Below are 20,446 nucleotides of genomic sequence, written 5' to 3' on the forward strand. Positions count from 1 at the left end.
CGACTAAGCCGCTAACCATTCAATCTCTAATAAGGTGATGTCTCCACACTTCAAACGCCCAAGGAAGACATCGCCTTGATGCACTTCTCCCACGCCCTTTGGTGTGCCTGTCATTACAACATCGCCATCTTCTAGCGTTGTATAACTTTTCAGTTCATCGAGAATATTCATAGGCGGGTAAAGCATCTGTTTAACGTGCCCTTTTTGAACATGAACACAGTTAATCAAAAGCTCTAAGTTAAGATCGTCAATATCGACACCTTGAAGAGAATGGAAACGACTGAATACCGCTGATCCATCAAATGCTTTGGCGCGCTCCCACGGTAGTCCTTTTTCTTTGAGGGTAGATTGTAAGCCGCGTTTGGTCAGATCTAAACCGAGTCCAACTGCAGCATATTGACCATTTTTAATCACAAAGCAGATCTCAGCTTCGTAATGCAAAGGCTCCTGATGAAATGAGGTGAGTTTGGTTGAAACGGAAGTCGCAGGTTTATTGAAAACAACCATTTGCTCTGGCATGGCGTTATTAAGCTCTTGAATATGCTCAACGTAGTTACGCCCCACACACAGAACTTTACCAACTTTGACTTTCTTCTCTTCAACCTGAACGACGCTCATTGCTCTTCCCTGCAAAACAAAACCCATATCATAGTCTAACCGTTTGAGTTGTAGACACTAGTTCTCGATTCAGAATGTTAAAAACAAGACCTTCAGCCCGTTTTGAGTGGCCAAACAGGCCATTAACTCTCGAGATTCTTCAAACGGTTAAAACAAAAAAGCCAGCACGAAGCTGGCTTTTATAGTAACTAGGACAGGTTACTATTATAGGTAGTAACGAGCACCAAGTGCCCATTTGTCGTCTGTTTTACGATCGTTAGCATCGTTTAGGTCGAACTGGTAACCAGCGTAACCAACAAACTTAGAAGTGAAGTTGTATTCAGCTTGAACAGCCATTTCTTCACGATATGTCTCTTCAGCAAAGCTCTTAAGTTCTTTACCTTCAACCATTTCGTAGTTAAGGCTTAGGTTAAGACTGCTTGGAAATGCGTATGCAATTAGAGCTTCGTATGCGTTACTCTCTGCTAATTTAACATTGTCGTTGTTACGCTTAAATGTGTTCATGTTTTCGTTAGATGCAAACACAGCCGCAACATAAAGGCCTTGACCGTAAGAGCCGTAGGCTGCAGAAACTAGGTGAGATTCAGCTGAAGCTTTACCTGTGTACTTATTAGTATCAAGGTAGTCACCACCATTGTACGTGTAACCAATTTTCGCGCCCATGATTGCGTAAGAAAGTGCCACTTGCATACGGTCATCGTATTCAGCGCCGTCTTCTTTAGCACCTTGCCAACCTAGACCGAAGTTGATTGCACCCGCTTCACCTAGCTCGATTGCGTTGCGGTAAGAAAGCATCTTGTCCGCACGACCAGTACCTAGGTTACCGTGGTCATCGTAGATAAAGTCGTTCGCAAACGCGATTGGCATATCAGCAACACCAGCTACATCGTAGTAAGGTGCCCATTGAGTACCACCAACTGCACGACCGTATACGTCGTGAGTTAGGCCTAGGTAGCCAAGACGAGTAGTAAATGTTTCATCACCGCCGTCTAAGTAGTTAAGAGCCCACTCACCACGAGCGTCAGCTGTAAAACCGTTGCCTAAGTCTTGAGTTGCTGTGAAGTTGATACGTGGAGAGTTTGTGCCAACTTCTGTGTCGCCTTGCTCAGAACCGTTTAGGTTAACTGAAACGTGACCACCGATAGAGAAAGTAGTGCCGTCGTTGTTGTAAAGCTCCACTGCTACTGCTTGTGTACCGAATGTTGCTGCTGCGATCGCTGCTGCTAGGAATTTTTTGTTCATTATAAAATCCATGTATTTATTCATTAGTTTATAAGTCAGTCTTATACAAAAGCGGGCTGGGACATCTCTTCCACCAATGTCGCGTCACTTTTGCTTAACAACTACCAATCAATGTATTTCAGAAGTTCCCCAGAGCAGAGTGAAAAGATGTAAGAAAAAAGAAAAATGGCAAACGTTTAGCTCAAATCAATAAACAAATTCGGAAAACAACACCTAAAAAATGAAACATTTTGTTACACACTAAGAATATATAAAATATTAAGTCATTGTTAATTATAAAAATAGTAAAATATTCAAGAAGTAAAATGTTACATTTCGGGTAAAGAAATATGATTAGGAACTTTTTTAAAAACACAGTGTCCACTAGGTGAGACAGAAACATCAAAAAAGATAAAAAACCTCTTCCTTTTACTTTCATGAATGTGAGAGTAGTCATGCATTTGAAATAAAAATGCAATTAAATCATAACTTAACAGAAATCTATCTTTCATTTTCGCGGTTTACCTTAAGCGTCATCGACACAAATCGAGCAAGTAAGCTCATCGATTACAACTAGGGTAATAAGAAAATGAAAAAGGCAGCACTCACTACTGCAGTTCTAACAGCATTAGTATCATCACCATCTTTCGCAGCAACAGTTTACAAAGACGACGGCACTGAATTAAAAGTTGGTGGTCGTGTTGAATTTCGTGGTGACTTCATCGGTTCAGACGGCGCTGAAGTTGACGGTACTATGGAAGACAAATCACGTGCACGTCTAAACCTAAAAGGTAAAACAGATATCGGCAACGGCCTGTCAGCTTTCGGTGTTTACGAGGCAGAACAAAAAACAGGTAAAAGCGAATTCAAAAACCGTTATATGTATGCAGGTGTAAGTGCCGATGCAGGCGACTTCTCAGTTGGCCGCCAGGACATGGCCGCGGTAATCATTTCAGACATGACGGATATCACTGAGTTCTCAGGTGTTCAGCAAGTCATTGATTCATCTTCTGACAAGCAAGACAGCGTTTTTGCTTACCGCGGTGAATTTGACGCTCTGCAAGTTCAAGCGACTTACCAAGCAAACTCTGGTGACAGCCAAGACAAATACGGCATCTCTGGTCTTTACTCTCTGCCAATGGGTCTAGACCTAGGCCTTGCTTACTCTGGTGGCGATGTAGATAAAGATAACTCAGAAGATCAAATTCTAGGCGGTATCGCCTACTCTCTTGAGAACCTATATCTAGCAGGCACCTACTCACAAGGCTCTCTGGATGACTCAGAAGACTTTACTGCTTACGAGCTGGTGGCAAGCTACAAACTAGCAAGCAAGTTCACAGTTGCTGGTCTTTACACTTTCCAAGAAAATGATCCAAATGGCGCGGCGAAATACGACGCTGTTGATGGCTTTGAGCTAGTAGGTTATTACAAACTGAACAGCAACTTCCGTACTTACCTTTCTTACTACATGAACCAACTGGATGAAGAAAAGAACGCAGAAGGTAAAGTAACGGAAGGTGAAGACACACTACGTCTAGGCGTACGTTACGACTTCTAATAAAAACTTGTCCTAATAGCGAGTCTTTTGGCCGGCACTATTGTGTCGGCCTTTTTGATCGTATTCACTGCAGAGGCACTGCCCTCTTTTAATGCACCAAATCCCGAAGTTAGTGCATTTTATCTAGCTCACCCAAGGCCAGACGCCTCACTCCCTTTAAAATCAATAGATTAAAAGTTGGCACACTAGCTGCAATGATTAGATCGAGCAAATGCATGGCAGCGTTTGTGCTTCTCGTTCTTTGTACCTACTTCGGTAGGCACGTCCTTTGAATTGGTAATGTCGCCTCCCTCTGGGGGGCATTTTTTTATTGGCTCCCCCATAAATAGAACGTATGATTCTGGCCATTGTTAAAAATCGGAAATATCCAATTGAATCATAACCCTATTAAAGGCGCATCTTGGATGCTTACCGCAGGTTTGGCATTCACCATCGTTAATAGTTTTGCTCAAGTCGCGAGCATTCACTTTGGTGTGTCATCCACAACATTTGCACTGTTTCAATACGCAATAGCTTTCTTTGCTATCTTGCCGTATCTACGAACATTAGGAATTCGTCAGTCTCTGCGTACTAACCACTTTGGGTGGCACGCATTGCGCATCTTCTTGGCGGTTATTGGTATCCAACTCTGGTTATGGGCGCTCGCTTACCCAGTGCCAATTTGGCAAGGTATCGCGCTGTTAATGACCTCTCCTTTATTCGCAACAATCGGATCCGGTATTATTCTCAAAGAGAAAGTGGGTGCAGCCCGTTGGGTAGCGACACTAACTGGTTTTATTGGCGCAATGATTATCTTAGAGCCATGGTCAGACTCGTTTACTTGGGCCACTCTTTTACCAGTTGGGGCAGCATTCTTTTGGGCTGCGTACGCCATTATGGTTAAGAAGCTTTCCGTCAATGATCCACCTTCAACCATGGTGGTGTACCTGCTTCTACTGATCACCCCATTTAATATTTTGCTGGCCGCACCAACCTTTGTTATGCCTCAGGGTTGGAATATTTGGGGAATCCTGGTCGCGGCTGGGGTACTGACAGCCCTCGCTCAATGGGCCGTTGTAAAAGCGTACTCGGTAGCAGATGCATCATTTGTACAACCCTTCGACCATGCAAAGTTACCACTTAACGTCTTTGCTGGCTGGTTAGTATTTAGCTGGGTGCCACCAGGCCGACTATGGCTTGGTGCAGCAATCATTATCGGCTCAATTGCTTTCATTACTCATTGGGAAGCCAAAAAAAGAAAGTAATTTGAAAGAAATGTTGGGGTTTTGGGTTCTATATTTTCAGGAAAGGAAATGAGGAGCATCTTATGACACAGCCAATCAAAATTACATTGTATCGTTGGGCAGGCAGCTGGGGACCATTTAAAGTCAACATCCCATGTGGCGAATGCACATTAACCAAAGATATTCTTGCTGACACATTTGAAAATGAGCTCGCGGATGTACCAGTCGAGCTAGAAGTGAAAGATTGGTTGTCTCACTGGTGGGAGCCACTAAAGCTTGGAGCTTGGCACGCCCCTATCCTAGTCGTTGAAGGTAAAGTTGTCAGCCAAGGGGAAGCGCTGAATCGAGGCGTGCTCGTTCAATCTGTCATTGCAGAATGGACCAAGCGAGATCAACTGAAAGGCAACATCGTTTATGGTAAGGCAACTTGCCCCTACTGTGTAAAAGCCAAGAAGCTGCTTGACGACGCGGGTATTAAGTACAAATACCACGACGTAGTAAAAGACAGCGCAGCACTTTATCGAATGCTCCCTGAAGTGAAAGCCATTATCGGTGAAAAAACACCGGTGACCGTTCCTCAGATATGGCTGGATGGTCAATACATAGGAGGCGCTGATAACTTGGAAAAGTGGTTAGCAGAGAAAGGGTTAGATAACGTGCCAGATAATGTGGTTGAAATCCCAAGCCAAACGGCTTAGCTCTTCTAAACGAAAAAGACGACCGCAAGAATGCAAAAAGCCCCGATGCATATCGGGGCTTTTCTTATTAATTCGCTAGTTTTTTCATAATACGAGCAAACATAGAAGGCTTTTTCTTCTTCACTTTACCGTAAAGCGCTTTGTGCATCGCATCTTTCGCCAACATTTGGCCAAAGTAAACACCACCAAGTTCGTAACCCATGACCTTCTCCTAAGAAGTAATTGACTGGTTTGTGTTGTAATCTTACACCACAACAACCAGAAAACAAGACATAGATCACACTAAGTTCGTAATTTACTTACAGCATTTTTTATCCTAGCGAATCAGATTCGTAATTAACGCTTAGGCTGTTGGTATGTTTTACCCGCCGCTTTGTAAGTATCTTTTGGCTTAATTTCAAAGAAAGTCTCGAAGAACCATGCCGCAAATTTGATCAAGTGATCGCCTTCGTTCATAACGTGTTCGACAAACTCTTTCTCTTCACCAGACTCGTCCGCTTGGACAGTGATGTGATAAATACGTTTTTCACCTTCGACTTCAGCAAGACCGAATTGACCTGTCAGTGATTCAGCTGCTAGTGCAACTTCCTCTTCCTCTGATGCTTTTAGTAGCTCTAGCGCTTGAGGTAGGTTTTCTTTCTGACCAATTTCTTTCAGTAGTGCTTCGAATTCGTTTTGTTGCATGATTTCACCTAACAATTAACGGGTGTTGCCGATATACCACTTTACTAGCCAAGTGTAGATAACGACACAATAGTTGGCGCATTTTAGAGAGGACCTTCTGCCCTTGCAACCAGATTCAACTATGTTCGTTCTGGCTGCACTAGACCTCCTGAAGGCGTTCGGAACTGCCCAAACACGAGAACTAAGCAGGAGATCACCGCAATCGAAATATAAAAGAACCCCAATTGATGTTGGCTTGTTACCCAGCTTTCGACTAAGTAGCCGCCAAATAAGCCAGCTAAACACATTTGAATCGAACCTGATAAAGCCGATACGGCACCCGCTTGCTGCTTGTGCGGCGACAACAACAGACTGATAGAAACAGGAAAAGACATCCCTTGCGCGAAACTCAAGCAGGTAAACGCAACCAATAATGACGCCACCGTGAACGGCAGTATGAGAAGCATTGCTCCTGAGCACGCCACAATAACAAAGCTGATTAGTAATATTTGCTGCTCTTTATATCGAGCATTAATGAAGTTAAGGACCAAACTCCCCATCAACAGCCCAGCCGAAGGCACGATCATCAAGGTTCCGTAATCTGCCGCAGTCAGCCCAAGTTCTTGCTGCATGAGGAACGGGTAGAGAGACAGGGTCACTAATGCAGATAAGTAGCTAAGCCAGTTATAGCTTGCACTGCCAATGACTTGCTTATTGGTCAACAACTCAAAGTAATTCAGTAACACCCGCTTTGGTTCGAAACGACGCTTTGGATATGGCAGCGTTTCATGCAAAACGACAAAACCAAGGGTAAAAATCGCCGCAAGATAAATGAGAACGAACACGAAAACCGCATGCCAGCTGATGTGATAAGCAATCCATCCACCAAACAAAGGCGCCACAATCGGCATCACAGAAGCTGTCACCGAGATATAAGACAAGGCTTTGGTAAGTTGTGCTCCGTCATAACTATCTCGCAATACCGAACGTCCAAGTACAGAGGCGCTACCCGCACCGAGCCCCTGTAATAGACGCCCCGCTTCAAGGGCAACAATATGATCAGCAAACCCAATACAGATAACCGTACCAACCAAATAGACACTCTGTCCCAGCAGAAACACAGGTCTTCGGCCAATGGCATCCGACAGAGGCCCATAAAACAGCTGTGAGACACCAAAACCAACAAGAAACAGAGTCACGAGGTTTTGAACCGTGTGTTGTGGCAAAGCAAGATCATGACCGATCAGAGGCAAAGAAGGGAGATAAATACTGACGCCCACTTGACCGGTCGCGATGATCATCATCGCCAACAATAATGGTGTTTTACGCAATATATCCTCCTTACAACATGACAGTTTTACGACAGACAGTGTATATTTGTTACTCAAAGATGATAATAAGCCAAAATGGAAAGGGATTGTTTCCCCTGAGGATGGAATAAGATGGACTGGATTCAGAGTGTTAACAGTTACATACGAGTCGTCGAAGAAGGTAGCTTCAACGCCGCGGCGCGAAAGCTCAATACCACCAGCTCGGCCATCAGCAAGCGTATCCAATGGTTGGAAGATAAGATTGGTGTTCAGCTTCTCAAGCGAACTACTCGCTCTATCAGCCAAACGGAAGCTGGTGCACTCTTTTACGAGCGAGCCAAAGTGCAACTCGACTCTTGGCAATCTGTATTGGACGAAACTCGTTCCGTAAACCAATCTCCAGCGGGGTTACTCAAAATTGGGGCGACATTGGCGGTTGGTTCTAAGTTCTTAGTACATTACCTCGATGACTTTCTGGAAAAATACCCAGACATCAAACTCCAGCTGATCACGACCCTACCTGGTCAAATTCCTGAGCTCAGTTTGGATTTGTTCATCAGCAGAGAATTGGAACAACTCAACTCACTGAGCTTTAAAGCCAGCCCATTGTTCGAACACAAAGCTCAGTTTTATGCCGCTCCAAGCTACCTGGAAAAACATGGTGCTCCACAAACTGTTGAAGAGTTATCAAAACATAACGTTCTGATATGGGGCGAAAATCCAATAAGAGAAATAAAAACCAACCGAGGTAAACGCATCAGTTTGTCCGGCAACTTTGCTACAACAAACCCCGAAGCACTCTTTCATGGTGCAAAACGCGGAATGGGAATCTTGCTTTCCAATAACGTCATGATCAAAGAAGACCTGAAATCCGGCGCCTTAGTTCCGATCCTTCCTGATATCACAGCAGATGAGGCGACTGTCTATGCTTACTATCCAAAGCTGGACTATCAGCATACTCGAACCCAATTATTCCTCGACTACTTAAAGAGCCGATTAGAAGAAGAGAAGCGAGCCTAACGAAAGACTTTCTAGTGCAATAAGTACTAGAGAGTAACTAGTCATAATCCACAAAGCTGCCACTTTAATGAGAAAGCCCTTTTGTGCCATCTCACCCTATGGTTGAAAATCGTCCTCAAAGCTCATCTAGAGTTTGAAAAATCACACGAAGTAAACAATAGTTAACGTGATGCATATCTATTAAATGAGAAAAGATCGTGTAAGAGATTCACAATAACACGGTTCGGATGAACACAACGTCGGGTAAAGTATTTGATGGCTCATGAACAAAAAAGTATCCAGTTACTTGATGAAATTCTGAAACTCAATGGCAGCGCATTACTCGACAGAGTAACACTTGAGCTTCATCAGCAATTTCAAAGCTACTGTACTTGCGTAGTTGAGATAGCCCACCTACAACATTGTGCGGTGACGCTTTCTAACTCTAGCGGCGGAACCATTGCAGACAGTATGTGCTATGGCTTAGCGGGCACACCTTGTGAGCAAGTCGCACAAGACATTGGTGAACTCATCTTCTATCAAGATGAAGTTTACAAGCTCTTTCCTGAAGACCAAATGTTTCAAGACCTCGGCATTCAAGCTTATATTGGGCTCCCTTTAAAAACACATACAGGAGAAGTGCTGGGAATCTTAGTCTCAACATTTACCCACTCCATCAGTGAAATTGAAGCCGAAGAGATTATCTTCCATCACCGTTTCTACGCCAACGTCATCATTCATAGTTTGCGAGAGAAATGGATCAGCGAACGCTCTGACAAACTTCTCAACCAACTCAGTTATGAAGTTTCTCATGACAATCTAACCGGTCTGCTCAATCGCAGTTGTTTAGCTGATACGTTAGAAACCTTAACACAGCAGGCTACGCGTCCTTTTAGCCTTGCCTATCTAGATATTGATAATTTCAAATCGATTAACGACATCAACGGTAACTACATTGGTGACCAAATCATCAAGTTTACCGCGGATGCCATTCAACAAAGCTTAACATCACCAAATAACGCCTTTCGTGTCGCAGGGGACGAGTTCGCCTTTATTACTTATGACGAAGACCCTGTCGCGGTATGTCAGGAAATTCTGGATAAAATCGAAGCTGGGTACTCAGACAAGTCCAACCGTATTTCGTTTAACGTTAGCATTGGTATCGCGCGAGCCCCAGTTCATATGCTCAATAGCGATGACTTGATACTAAATGCAAGTTTGGCTCTTAAGGATTGCAAAAAACACCGTGACACACGCATTCAGCATTATGACACGCACTTAAGTGCACTATACCACCGCCAAACACAGCTGATTGAGGCACTACGAGAGCAACTTCGCTTAAGTATTGATGAGAACGAAGAACTGTACGTCGTGGTACAACCCATAGTCGATATTACCAGCGACCGCTGGGATTACTTTGAAATATTGGCTCGTTGGAATAGCAACGTATACGGAAACATTTCACCTGTTGAATTTATTGAAGCCGCAGAGCAATCTGGATTGATCATTGAGTTGGGTGAACGCATTGTGGAGCTAGCTTGTCGTGCGAAACAAACGCTAGATCGACAGCTGGGCTATAACGTCAAACTGTCAATTAACTGCTCAGCACATGAACTGGTCGACTCTAACCGTTATATGAACTTCTTAACTCGTATACTAGAGAAATACGATCACCAAGCGACAGACTTTGTTATCGAGCTCACCGAAACCGTATTGTTGTCGCAAAGCGGGCGCGAACAGATGGTTCTGAATTCACTCCGCTATCTCGGGTTCAAAGTCGCACTCGATGATTTCGGTACGGGTTACTCTAGCTTGAACTACATTCACAACTACCCAATTGACAGCATTAAAATCGACGCCACTTTTGTGCGTAATATGCTCGCGAATAAAACTTCAGAGCAAGTTGTGCTGCTTATCGCTCAACTCGCGCAGCTGCTAGAAGTCGATTTAATCGCAGAGGGGGTCGAGGACGATAGAGCTTTGCAAAAGCTAATAGAAATGGGCTGCCATCACATACAAGGCTATTTCTATTCAAGACCTCACAGCGTCAATGAGCTGGTTGGCATCATTAATGAAAAACAAATGAAGAGCGCATAAAAAAAGACCAAACAGTGTTTGGTCTTTTTCGCATTTTATAGAACTGCTTTTTCTTTATCTTTTAACAGCTTGTCCATTTCGTTACGGTTCGCAATGAAGCTCGCCATTTCTTTCTTAGGCACTGAGCTTGCCATTGGGATTTTCGCGCGCATTGCGTTCACCGGACGGCCGTACTCGATCAACTCGTAGTGAAGGTGCGGGCCAGTTACACGACCAGTCTTACCTGACAAGCCAATGCGTTGACCACGAGAGACCTTCTGTCCTTTCTTCACTAAGATCTTACTTAAGTGTAAGTAACGAGTTTTGTACTTACTACCATGCTCAATCACCACATAGTTACCTGCGTACGGGTGTTTACGAGTCATGATTACGGTACCATCACCCGTTGCCTCTACAGGTGTTCCTGTCGGTACCGCCCAGTCCGTACCGTTATGTGGTGCTACACGGCCCGTTACAGGGTGAAGGCGTTTAGGGTTGAATCCAGAACTGATGCGCCAGCCTCGGCTGACAGGGTAACGTTGGAAAGCACGCTGAAGGCTCTCACCTTTCGCATTGTAGAATTGACCGTCAGTGTGAAGGTAAGCGGTGACTTCACGACCACGGTTATAAATTTTGATTGCTTCTATTTCGTTCTTGCCAGTTGGCACACCATCAATACTTTGAGAGCGGCGAACCACTTCAAATCGGTCACCAGCGCGTAAATCTTTGCCGAAGTTCACTTGCTCTTTAAGTAAGTTAACCACTTGACTGATTTCTGCTGAGCTCAAGCCCAAACGATTTGCGGATGACGAGAAGCTACCTCGAATAACACCGACCAAAGGCTCTTGCTTCCAAACACCAGGAATTGAGATGTCTGAGAAATCGTAGCTGCCATCGTCGTTACGATGGTAAACCACTTTATCTGCAATAGAGAATTGCAGTTCCATCTTTTCAAGTTCGCCCGTAGATTCATTGCGCCAAAAACGCAGTGTGTTACCAGGTTTCAAGGTATCAAGAGCAAGGAAGTTCAAATCCGTTTCCATCACTTTCATCAACGAGCTGTAGCCTAAGCCTAGTTGGCTGAAAATGGTACTCAGGTTATCACCTGCTTGGATTTGGTATTCAAAATTTGGTGGAGTGACAACTTCTGCTGTTGTCGCATCAAGAATATTTTCGACAACCTGCGTTTCAGGCAGGTTCAATGCGATGGTTTTAGTAAGGGAAGACTCTTTGAGAGAGTTGGAAACACCAATCGCAACTAATACTGGCAAGGAGTACAACAGTAGCGCTTTACGACTTGTCAGATTCGGCAACCGTCTTGTTGTAATTTCATTTGTAGACACGGGAATTACTATCTCCTTTATAACAAGGCTCATAGCTTATGCATTCCCGCATAAGAAATCACTAGTAAATTACGAGATCTAGCGCAGAAAACACTTATTTTTTACAGAAGACAAAAAAATTCATTACTGTTGCATATGTAGGTTATTGCCTACACGCTTAAGTGTCGTCGAATTCAATTGATTTGGTTGTTCTGCCATCGCTTGATTTTCGCCATGTTGAAGATAAGACAGAGAAATTTGCGTGTCACTTTCCCACTTCAAAGAAGACATTTTAATTCGGTCACCGATGAAAACACTGTTCAATAAAACAACTCGGCTTGGCACAGCATCAAATTTAAACAAACCGATATAGTAAAACGCGCCTGAGCCCTGTGTCGTTACGATAACTGGAGCCACAATCCATGGGGTTTCATTGATATCACGTTGAGCGATAAACTCGATTGGAACCAGTACTTCACCTTTGGTAGCACCTGCATCGTAGTGACCTTTCAAGAAGCCGTGCTCTTTATCCAATTGTTCAAGAAACGTAACAGCGCTCTGCTCAGGAACCTGAACCGTCCACGGGTTGCGTGACTGAATACCTAGCACTTCCGCTACGATTGGATTTGATTGTGCCTGCACTTGAGGAAATTTCGCCATGATCTCATCGTCAGAAAGGCTAAAACGATAAATGCCCGCGATGATCACCACCACTAATAGAACGATTGGGATCAAAAGAATGAGGGGGATGGGTAGGATTCTCTTACGAGCCATGAAGACTTCCTTGTGTTCTTGTTCTCTTGTCTATGTTCGGAGTATATACCAATTCACCGACCAAGACCTCAACACCTGACCGCTCATTTTGACTCAAGTGTTTCAAAATTAAACTAAACTATTTGTTGGGCAACCAATAGGTAATAACGATGACAAAAATCACCCACACATGTGAATGTGCCTGTGGCTTGGTCCAACTGCGTTGCACGGCGGAGCCCATTCGCACCTCCATTTGCCACTGTTTTGAATGCCAAAAGCGAACCGGAAGCGTATTCGGCGTTCAAGCTCGATTTAACAAAAACCAAGTCATCCTAGATGGTGACATCACCAGTTACACTCGTATTGCTGATTCAGGTAATCACGTTCAATATGACTTCTGCCCGGCATGCGGCACAACCATGCGCTTACAGTTATCGGACGCTCCCGATTATGCAATCATTCCAATGGGACTGTTTAATAACAAAGAGTTTCCAGAACCCACGGTTTCTATCTATGAACAAAGGAAGCATGGCTGGGTAAGCTTTGATTGTACGATGGAACACGCAGGTTGAGTGACAACGCCATATTAAGAAAACAAACATGCAACATGTCTCTCCTGCTCAAAGTTTGAGAACATCATTCAACAAAAGTTGAGATTTTATTGAGAATGATCAACCGAGTACTGGGAGAAAGACTTTCGTTCCGCGCCACGAGCGCTATAATCTGCTCCTAACATTTGGTGAGGTTTTATTGTGATTTCCAGACTTCCTCGTTGGGTGGAATATGGCGCCTTTATGCTTGCTCTCCTAGCAGGCTGCGTCAATGCCGTAGGTCTTCTCGGCTTTCAACATCAAGCGATAACGCATCTTTCCGGAACCGTAACTCAGCTAGGGAATAGCTTACTAACAGGTGTGGACTCAACCATCCACCTGCTTTTTATTGTATTCAGCTTTTTGATTGGCTCTGCGTTTAGCGGATTCTTTATCGAAAGTAGCGCTCTAAAGCTCGGCCGCCGCTATGGTGTGGCACTATGTATCGAAGGTAGCTTACTACTTTTGAGCTTGGGCTTTTTAGTACAAGGTAACGTGTATGGTCAGTACCTTGCTTCTGCAGCCTGTGGTTTGCAGAATGCGATGATCACCACCTTCAGCGGTGCCGTTGTAAGGACGACACACATGACCGGCATCATTACCGACCTAGGTATCATGATTGGAGAAAGCTTACGTGGACGCCAATTCGACCGACGTAAAGCCAAACTGTTTATCTTCATTTTCTTTGGCTTCTTACTCGGTGGTACGGTTGGTGCTGGTTTGTTTAACGTTTTTGAACTGTATGCGTTAGCCTTCCCTGCGCTTCTCGCTTTCGTTATCGCTATCGCATACTGGGGCTACCTCTACCTACAGAGCCGCCATCAACCAGTCTAGCTTTTATCTGACGGTTTAAGCATTTTACTTAAGCCGTCACTCTCTTCGCTTTCTTCACTCTTCATATCCATTAAACGAACGCCATCAAATGGGCTGATTTAGCTTTTTGTTCTTTATTCCCCTATAAACAGTGGAACTACTGGCAGAAAAGCCCGCTTTTAGCTTGAGATCCGAATCACATTTGCTAGGCTTTTTATTGCTTTGGTCACACTGTGTCGCTTAACAGGCTGCTCAGAGAGGCCTACGTGCTACAATTTTCTAACACGAGCAACAATTTCATATACAAGATCCTAGTTTTGATTCAATTGACCGAAAAAACGGCTGAATAACTAGATGTATTTAATGAATAGTATTGCAAAGGATGCAGTTTGCGGGTAATCTCCGCACACTGTGATTAAATACGGATGTTTAGTGAATATTTATGTCATGGAATATGGCGAGTATTGACTAGTAGTAACACGAGACAAACAATGCATAACAACACTAATGCTGCTGAAGCGCCTAAGGGCAACTTTTGGATGTTCTTCATCCCATCCCTGATTGGTCTTCTACTCTTCATGGCACCTATCTCTTACGATGGTGGCCTGACCATTCCTGTTGCGGTTATGGCAAAAGTCATTCCTGCAGTTCTTGGCGATACTTTAATTGCTATCGTTACCGCTATTATTGCTTTCATGGCCGTTGCTTCTGTTCTTTGCAAAATTTTTAAGCCAGCGGCAATTCTGCGTAACGGTTTCCTGAACGGCCTATTTAATCCATCACCATTGTGGCTTATGGTTCGCTTAATCGGTGGTGCTGCAGTACTGATGACTTTCTTCCAAGTTGGTCCAAAAGCCATTTGGGAAGAGAACACTGGTGGCCTAGTGCTTACTGGTCTTCTACCAACGCTGTTTGCGGTATTCATTTTTGCTGGTCTATTGCTGCCGCTACTGCTTAACTTCGGTCTACTAGAATTGTTTGGTGCGCTGCTAAGTAAGGTGATGCGCCCGGTATTTAACCTACCAGGTCGTAGTGCGATCGACTGTATGGCTTCTTGGTTAGGTGATGGCAGCGTGGGTATTCTGCTTACCAGCAAGCAGTACGAAAATAACTTCTACACTCAACGTGAAGCGGCTGTCGTCGGTACAACTTTCTCTGCTGTATCTATTACCTTTAGCTTAGTTGTCATCGCACAAGTTCAATTAGAACACCTATTCCTACCTTTCTACGGCGCTATCTGTCTAGCGGGTATTGTTGCGGCGATCATTATTCCTCGCTTACCACCGCTAAGCCTGAAGAAAGACCGCTACATCGATGGCAGCGCACCTAAGAAAGACGCAGATGCAGTACCTGCAGGTCACACGACTTTCTCATGGGGTATGGACCTTGCTCTAAAACGCGCTGGCCAAGTAACTTCTGTACAGTCAGTATTTAAAGAAGGCGTACATAACGCTATCGACATGGTGTTTGGTGTACTACCTGTCGTTATGGGCTTGGGTACAGTGGCACTAGTGATTGCAGAATACACCTCAGTATTCGAAATCCTAGGTCAACCATTTATCCCTTACCTAGAATTGCTACAAATCCCTGAAGCTGCTGCAGCGTCTCAAACTATCGTTGTGGGCTTTGCAGATATGTTCATCCCAGCAATCCTAGCGGCTTCTATCGATAACGAAATGACTCGCTTTGTGATTGCAGCAATGTCTGTAACACAGCTAATTTACATGTCAGAAGTAGGCGCACTGCTTCTTGGTAGTAAGATTCCAGTCAACATCGTAGAGCTGTTCGTTATCTTCATTCTACGTACGCTGATTACACTTCCAGTTATTGCTGGTGTAGCTCATTTAATTTTCTAAAATCGAGCAATTTTAAAAGGCTCCGCTCTGTCGGGGCCTTTTTTGTATCTAAAGGCTTTCTGTTACATTTCACGCCCTTTTTATCACGCCTCTCGTTATCTATTCAGCTTTCTAATAGCCTTACTTTTAACGCATAACTTATAAATATAACTTTAAATTCATTAGTTTAAATTGAAGAAAAGCGACAACTCAGACTTGTTTATATAAGGCTCAATGATACTATTCTTATGTTTTTAACAGTTTGATGACGAAGTTCAACAAATCAGATCAATCTCACAACTTTATAAAACAACTCGCCTTTTGTTCGCATTTTGATAACGAAAGTCGAAATTAACCTTCAGGTTTCTGATTAATCTGTCGATAAAAAAAATAACAAACACAATAGTGTGTTCACTTCTGCCGAATGTACCCAACAAAATAAGAGGTACAAGCAGAGTAAACCAGCCGGGAGACTCGAGAGGAAAAAATATGAAATTTAGACATAAGGTTGTCACCGCCTCTTCTATTTTATTGCTTGTGACCGTGGCGTTGCTGTCGACACAACAAGTTATGACTATCCGTTCACAGATCGAAGAAAACATCGATACCAGCGTGAGTGAGATCCTATCCAGTGTGGGGAACACGGTAGAATCGGAAATGAACGCTAAGAAAGAACTCGCTCAATCCATGACTGAGATTCTTGAAATTAACCCAAGCGACCACGATTACGTGAAAGAAGTGCTAGAAAAGCCAATGCCAAAATCAAGCTTCTTGGCCATTGGTTATGCTTACGACAGCAACGGATTTGTGATTGAAAACGATGATGGTTGGGAAGCGGGCCCTGATTACGATCCTCGTGTTCGCCCTTGGTTTGTATCAGCAAAAGCAGAAAACAAGCTTGTTGTCACCGATCCTTACGTGGATGTTTCTTCTAAGAAAGTGATCATCTCTATCGGTACTCCAGTGCGCGAAGCTGGCCAGTTTCTCGCAGCCATGTTTTACGATATGGAGCTAACCACCCTTTCTGACTTGGTTAACCAAGTAAACCTATTTGATGCGGGTTACCTTTTCCTTGTAACGGCAGATGGCACGACGATCGCGCACCCAGAAGCCAAATACAACGGCGAGAAACTATCAAGCTACCTACCACAAGTAGAGCTAGCACCAGGAGCTCAACACATCGAGATGAACGGCGACAAATTCATGGTCAGCCTAACCCACATCCCAAGTGAAAACTGGTATGTAGGTGCAGTTGTTGATGAGAGCATTGCGTATGCTGCAGTAGGTAAGCTGCGTAATAGCGCAATCATCTACTCATTGATTGCTGTGATTGCCTCTATCATTGCGCTGACTATCCTTATCCGTACCTTGATGCGCCCTCTTGATGAGCTAAACACCGCAATCCAAGCTGTAGCATCAGGCAAAGGCGATTTGACGCAGCGCTTGGATACCAACACAGATCAAGAATTCTCTGAGCTAGCAAAAGGTTTCAACACCTTTATGGAGAACTTGCAGCATCAAATCATCGAATCGAAGAGCATTTCCGACCAGATCCTAAGTGGTACGCAAATTACCGCTGAAGGCGCTCGTGATTCTGCTTCTGCAATTCAAACTCAGCTGCAAGAGCTTGAACAGTTGGCGACAGCAATGCACGAGATGTCGGTAACGGCAACAGAGGTTGCCAACAACGCACAAGGCGCAGCAAGTGCAGCGAAAGAAGCGGACGAAGCGACAGTGCAAGGTTCTTCTATCGTGAATGAATCTACAGAGACGATTAACCTGCTGTCAGACAGCATCGATCAAGCAGTTGAGGAAGTGCAAGGTCTTGAGTCAGCAACGGCAAATATCGAAACGATTCTAAAAGTAATCAACGACATCGCAGACCAAACTAACCTACTGGCACTGAACGCAGCAATCGAGGCAGCCCGTGCGGGAGAATCTGGTCGTGGCTTTGCCGTTGTAGCGGATGAAGTTCGTACACTGGCGCAACGTACTCAAGAATCTACTACAGAAATCCGTAGCATGATTGAGCAGCTTCAATCTGGTGCTTCTTCTGTTGCAAGTGCTATGCACCAGAGCAAAGGCAGTGCAGTCGAAGCGGTAGAGAAAGCAGAACACGCCAATGACGCTCTACAACGTATCCGCGATGCGATTCAACGTATCTCTGACATGAACTTGCAAATTGCATCTGCTGCTGAAGAACAAAGCTTGGTAGCGGAGGAAATCAACAACAACACGGTTAACATTAAAGATCTGTCGACCCAAGTTGCTGATTCAGCGAACCGCACCAACGATGCAATGCAAGCCCAACATGAAGACGTTCGTAAACAAGACGAGATTCTAAACCGCTTTACGGTCTAACTTCTCCTTTTTAACCCAGAACAAACTTCATCAAACAACAAGCAAAACAGCGAGCCAAAGTGCTCGCTGTTTTTTTGTTTGCTTACAAAACCACATGTATATAGCGATCTTTCGAGCGCTTGTAATAAAAGTCATCCACTTTTAGGTAGGTAAAATTGCCAATCTGAATATAAGTACCGCGTGGTGGAATATGTTTGTAATGGTAGTAATGATGTTTTGGTCGCTTGTGCTTAACCACCACAACCTTTTTATGTTTATGCTTGTGATGATGGTGGTGATGCCCGTGATGATGTCCGTGCTTGTGGTGATGTTTTGGATGTGCAGCGACTTCAACGCTAAACATCCCCAAAGAAAACATCATCCCAACGATCGTGAAAGAAAATCGCTTCGACACTCGGTTCCCCTTTACTCTATAACTTATTGCTTATCATAAAGAGAGAACTCGCTAGCCATGTCAGATGCTCGCGAGGCTGTTTCACCGCCAAGTAAAATATCATCAAGGTTTATCAGGCAACAGTCAGACCATACACAGCGCTGATACAGAACTAACAATTCGGCGCAAAAAAGCCGCTTGTCCAGTGTAGGACAAGCGGCTTTCTACAAGTCAGTTATTGTGTATTGGTCGAGACGGTTTACACCGCTTGAGCAAACAGCAAGAAACAACCGAATAGGAAGATCATGCTCATGCCCATTGCGCCACCACCAGCTTCGTACACGTTGTTGTCTTCCACTGGCACGCGACGCACTTTCATTGTCATCGATAGCGGAACGAATACCGCAAGGAACACAAGGATGATGCCAGCGTAACTAAGAATCGCTAAGAAGTGTTCTGGAGCAAACACCGCGCCAAGTAACGGCAGAATAAACGTTGCCACGAATACAACAGGCTTACTCGCTTTCAGAAGATCCGCGTTTTGATCGTACAACGCCATTGCCACACCCAAGAAAGATGTCAAAAGTGCTAAGCCAGTAAACATAGACAGAATGAACTCAAGACCCGAGTAATGTTGACCAAGAACAGAGATCAACTCAGACACGTTTGAGAACTGAATAAGCTCGTGTGGTGGCAAGTTACCTACTACCGCGAAAAGCCACAGTAGGTAGCAAACAAGAGGAATGGTTGAGCCAACAATAATCATATTGCGCAGTTGGTTCTTACTCGCTTCTTTGTTGTAAGTTACCAAAGAAGGGATCACCACCATAAAGCCAAAGCTTGTGAACAGAACTGAGCTTTGTTTGATCAGCGCCATTTTGTCTGCGTTCACGACTTCACTTAGGCCTTCAAACGATACGTTTGGCGCAAGAGAGAATAACGTCAGAACAAGTGCGACAATCATACCGATGAATAAGCCACGGTTTAGTTTATCAACCACACCGGTACCCGCAGATACGATAAGACCAACCAAAACGGTAAAGCCAACTTGGCTAGAAATGGTAGAAAGTGGTAGGCCAACTGATGAGGTCACTTTTTGTACCAAGTCGCCAGCACCAATGATATAAGCCATCAGAAGACAAACAAGCAGTGCGTACAACAAACCGTTAGTAACAAGCTGACCGCCTTTACCAAGAGTTTCACGAGCGATTGCATTCATGCTGACGCCACCACCTACTTTGCAGCTTGCTTCCAATAAAAGCAGTGCAGCATAAGTGGTACCCGCCCAGATGAACAGCATAAGAAGAGTGCCCCACAGGAGGCCGAATTGAGCAAGCACCATTGGTATAGCAAGCATACCAGCGCCAAGAGCAGTGCCTGCAACGATCAGGGAACTGCCGACAAGTTTTAGGTTCACGGTTAATACCTCTAAAATTTAATCCGTTTTGTTGTGACTTATCGTGCTTTTGGTTCGAAGCACGATCAACGGAAATGCCCTACCTTGCTGCCAATGAATTCGGTGTGATACCGCAACTCAGGATGCATGAAGTCTAAGCTCAAGATGGATCTATCCTGTCTGAGCATTTTAAGGATGTAGGGAATCATTTCCGGGCAGAGTTCGATTAACGGAACGTCTCATTTTGGGTTCGAAGCAAAATCAGCGCATCCTTTTTCGTCAATCCCATTCTCTGCTGAATGGATTTGGTTCCAAGGGATTGTAAGGCATAAATAGGACGATTGAAAAGCAAAAGCTCCCTCTTATAGCTATATATTTTAACAAAAGTAAGTTAATGCAACGGATATGTTGCAAAACAGCCGATTATTTAGCCTTTTGTTGTTATAAAGCATAAGAAGTGAGTTTTGGTGCTCAGTTTTTTGAGGTGTACATGAAAATGTACACTCTATCGAAAGATGTTAGAAACCCGGAGCATAGCCTAGATTCATCAATATCGTTATTATTCGGCTCGTACCGACACGTTTCGGTTCACATACCTCTAAACACTGATTTACGGTTCGAAAACTTAGGTAAATGA

The 20,446-nt window shown here is 44.2% G+C and carries 18 protein-coding genes; 9 read left to right on the forward strand and 9 right to left on the reverse strand.

What is annotated here, in order from left to right; genetic code table 11:
• Positions 1 to 3: 3 nt before the first annotated feature.
• Both KIO97_RS14170 and KIO97_RS14175 read right to left on the reverse strand, forming a co-directional pair.
• Positions 4 to 618: a fumarylacetoacetate hydrolase family protein gene (locus KIO97_RS14170; protein ID WP_005426005.1), complete on the reverse strand. Its 615-nt coding sequence runs from the start codon at positions 616 to 618 to the stop codon at positions 4 to 6.
• A 204-nt stretch (positions 619 to 822) separates the two neighbouring features.
• Positions 823 to 1,860, reverse strand: coding sequence for a porin (locus KIO97_RS14175; RefSeq protein ID WP_005426007.1), 1,038 nt, complete (start codon positions 1,858 to 1,860; stop codon positions 823 to 825).
• A 568-nt stretch (positions 1,861 to 2,428) separates the two neighbouring features.
• Between KIO97_RS14175 and KIO97_RS14180 the strand changes: the two genes are divergently transcribed.
• The 3 genes from KIO97_RS14180 to KIO97_RS14190 all read left to right on the forward strand — a co-directional run bounded on the left by KIO97_RS14180 (position 2,429) and on the right by KIO97_RS14190 (position 5,318).
• Positions 2,429 to 3,397, forward strand: a complete 969-nt coding sequence (locus KIO97_RS14180; RefSeq protein WP_005426000.1) for a porin — start codon at positions 2,429 to 2,431, stop codon at positions 3,395 to 3,397.
• 404 nt (positions 3,398 to 3,801) lie between these two features.
• Positions 3,802 to 4,641, forward strand: coding sequence for a DMT family transporter (locus tag KIO97_RS14185; protein WP_010647169.1), 840 nt, complete (start codon positions 3,802 to 3,804; stop codon positions 4,639 to 4,641).
• 62 nt (positions 4,642 to 4,703) lie between these two features.
• Positions 4,704 to 5,318: a glutaredoxin gene (locus KIO97_RS14190; RefSeq protein ID WP_285383091.1), complete on the forward strand. Its 615-nt coding sequence runs from the start codon at positions 4,704 to 4,706 to the stop codon at positions 5,316 to 5,318.
• A 67-nt stretch (positions 5,319 to 5,385) separates the two neighbouring features.
• On the opposite strand, the gene KIO97_RS14195 is transcribed toward KIO97_RS14190, so the two are convergent.
• The 3 genes from KIO97_RS14195 to KIO97_RS14205 form a co-directional block, all read right to left on the reverse strand.
• Positions 5,386 to 5,520, reverse strand: a complete 135-nt coding sequence (locus KIO97_RS14195) for a hypothetical protein (protein WP_010647171.1) — start codon at positions 5,518 to 5,520, stop codon at positions 5,386 to 5,388.
• A 134-nt stretch (positions 5,521 to 5,654) separates the two neighbouring features.
• The gene (locus tag KIO97_RS14200; protein ID WP_005426002.1) at positions 5,655 to 6,002 is read right to left on the reverse strand and encodes a hypothetical protein; all 348 of its coding nucleotides are present in this window, start codon (positions 6,000 to 6,002) and stop codon (positions 5,655 to 5,657) included.
• A gap of 119 nt (positions 6,003 to 6,121) precedes the next feature.
• Positions 6,122 to 7,312 (reverse strand): multidrug effflux MFS transporter, encoded by a 1,191-nt coding sequence (locus KIO97_RS14205; protein ID WP_086370637.1) that lies wholly within the window; start codon positions 7,310 to 7,312, stop codon positions 6,122 to 6,124.
• Positions 7,313 to 7,423: 111 nt separating this feature from the next.
• Here KIO97_RS14205 and KIO97_RS14210 point away from each other — a divergent pair, with 111 nt between their 5' ends.
• Positions 7,424 to 8,311: a LysR family transcriptional regulator gene (locus KIO97_RS14210; RefSeq protein ID WP_038889665.1), complete on the forward strand. Its 888-nt coding sequence runs from the start codon at positions 7,424 to 7,426 to the stop codon at positions 8,309 to 8,311.
• A gap of 255 nt (positions 8,312 to 8,566) precedes the next feature.
• Entirely contained in the window at positions 8,567 to 10,387 is a 1,821-nt protein-coding gene (locus KIO97_RS14215) for a bifunctional diguanylate cyclase/phosphodiesterase (protein WP_285383092.1), read from the forward strand.
• A 35-nt stretch (positions 10,388 to 10,422) separates the two neighbouring features.
• Here the strand turns inward: KIO97_RS14215 and KIO97_RS14220 are convergent, their stop codons facing one another.
• Complete coding sequence (locus KIO97_RS14220; protein WP_045398947.1) at positions 10,423 to 11,709, reverse strand: peptidoglycan DD-metalloendopeptidase family protein; 1,287 nt, start codon at positions 11,707 to 11,709, stop codon at positions 10,423 to 10,425.
• 123 nt (positions 11,710 to 11,832) lie between these two features.
• Positions 11,833 to 12,462: a hypothetical protein gene (locus KIO97_RS14225; RefSeq protein WP_050905790.1), complete on the reverse strand. Its 630-nt coding sequence runs from the start codon at positions 12,460 to 12,462 to the stop codon at positions 11,833 to 11,835.
• A gap of 149 nt (positions 12,463 to 12,611) precedes the next feature.
• On the opposite strand from KIO97_RS14225, the gene KIO97_RS14230 reads away from it, so the two are divergent.
• From KIO97_RS14230 to KIO97_RS14245, 4 genes are all read left to right on the forward strand, one after another.
• On the forward strand, positions 12,612 to 13,013 hold the full coding sequence (locus KIO97_RS14230) for a GFA family protein (RefSeq protein ID WP_050905791.1): 402 nt from the start codon (positions 12,612 to 12,614) through the stop codon (positions 13,011 to 13,013).
• Positions 13,014 to 13,193: 180 nt separating this feature from the next.
• Complete coding sequence (locus KIO97_RS14235) at positions 13,194 to 13,865, forward strand: YoaK family protein (protein WP_285383093.1); 672 nt, start codon at positions 13,194 to 13,196, stop codon at positions 13,863 to 13,865.
• Between the two features lie 470 nt (positions 13,866 to 14,335).
• Positions 14,336 to 15,700 (forward strand): YjiH family protein, encoded by a 1,365-nt coding sequence (locus KIO97_RS14240; RefSeq protein WP_005533370.1) that lies wholly within the window; start codon positions 14,336 to 14,338, stop codon positions 15,698 to 15,700.
• Between the two features lie 468 nt (positions 15,701 to 16,168).
• Positions 16,169 to 18,040, forward strand: coding sequence for a methyl-accepting chemotaxis protein (locus KIO97_RS14245; RefSeq protein ID WP_285383094.1), 1,872 nt, complete (start codon positions 16,169 to 16,171; stop codon positions 18,038 to 18,040).
• 82 nt (positions 18,041 to 18,122) lie between these two features.
• Here KIO97_RS14245 and KIO97_RS14250 read toward each other — a convergent pair whose 3' ends face one another.
• Both KIO97_RS14250 and KIO97_RS14255 read right to left on the reverse strand, forming a co-directional pair.
• Positions 18,123 to 18,434 (reverse strand): hypothetical protein, encoded by a 312-nt coding sequence (locus KIO97_RS14250; RefSeq protein WP_285383095.1) that lies wholly within the window; start codon positions 18,432 to 18,434, stop codon positions 18,123 to 18,125.
• Between the two features lie 238 nt (positions 18,435 to 18,672).
• The gene (locus KIO97_RS14255) at positions 18,673 to 19,830 is read right to left on the reverse strand and encodes an aromatic amino acid transport family protein (RefSeq protein ID WP_285383096.1); all 1,158 of its coding nucleotides are present in this window, start codon (positions 19,828 to 19,830) and stop codon (positions 18,673 to 18,675) included.
• Positions 19,831 to 20,446: the final 616 nt, after the last annotated feature.

It is taken from the genome of Vibrio sp. B181a, assembly GCF_030248375.1.
Taxonomy (GTDB): domain Bacteria; phylum Pseudomonadota; class Gammaproteobacteria; order Enterobacterales; family Vibrionaceae; genus Vibrio; species Vibrio campbellii.

Excerpts from the sequence above, each read along its gene's own strand:
- KIO97_RS14170 (WP_005426005.1), bottom strand. The coding sequence starts at position 618 with ATGAGCGTCGTTCAGGTTGAAGAGAAGAAAGTCAAAGTTGGTAAAGTT.
- KIO97_RS14175 (WP_005426007.1), bottom strand. The coding sequence starts at position 1,860 with ATGAACAAAAAATTCCTAGCAGCAGCGATCGCAGCAGCAACATTCGGT.
- KIO97_RS14180 (WP_005426000.1), top strand. The coding sequence starts at position 2,429 with ATGAAAAAGGCAGCACTCACTACTGCAGTTCTAACAGCATTAGTATCA.
- KIO97_RS14185 (WP_010647169.1), top strand. The coding sequence starts at position 3,802 with ATGCTTACCGCAGGTTTGGCATTCACCATCGTTAATAGTTTTGCTCAA.
- KIO97_RS14190 (WP_285383091.1), top strand. The coding sequence starts at position 4,704 with ATGACACAGCCAATCAAAATTACATTGTATCGTTGGGCAGGCAGCTGG.
- KIO97_RS14195 (WP_010647171.1), bottom strand. The coding sequence starts at position 5,520 with ATGGGTTACGAACTTGGTGGTGTTTACTTTGGCCAAATGTTGGCGAAA.
- KIO97_RS14200 (WP_005426002.1), bottom strand. The coding sequence starts at position 6,002 with ATGCAACAAAACGAATTCGAAGCACTACTGAAAGAAATTGGTCAGAAA.
- KIO97_RS14210 (WP_038889665.1), top strand. The coding sequence starts at position 7,424 with ATGGACTGGATTCAGAGTGTTAACAGTTACATACGAGTCGTCGAAGAA.
- KIO97_RS14215 (WP_285383092.1), top strand. The coding sequence starts at position 8,567 with ATGGCTCATGAACAAAAAAGTATCCAGTTACTTGATGAAATTCTGAAA.
- KIO97_RS14225 (WP_050905790.1), bottom strand. The coding sequence starts at position 12,462 with ATGGCTCGTAAGAGAATCCTACCCATCCCCCTCATTCTTTTGATCCCA.
- KIO97_RS14230 (WP_050905791.1), top strand. The coding sequence starts at position 12,612 with ATGACAAAAATCACCCACACATGTGAATGTGCCTGTGGCTTGGTCCAA.
- KIO97_RS14240 (WP_005533370.1), top strand. The coding sequence starts at position 14,336 with ATGCATAACAACACTAATGCTGCTGAAGCGCCTAAGGGCAACTTTTGG.
- KIO97_RS14245 (WP_285383094.1), top strand. The coding sequence starts at position 16,169 with ATGAAATTTAGACATAAGGTTGTCACCGCCTCTTCTATTTTATTGCTT.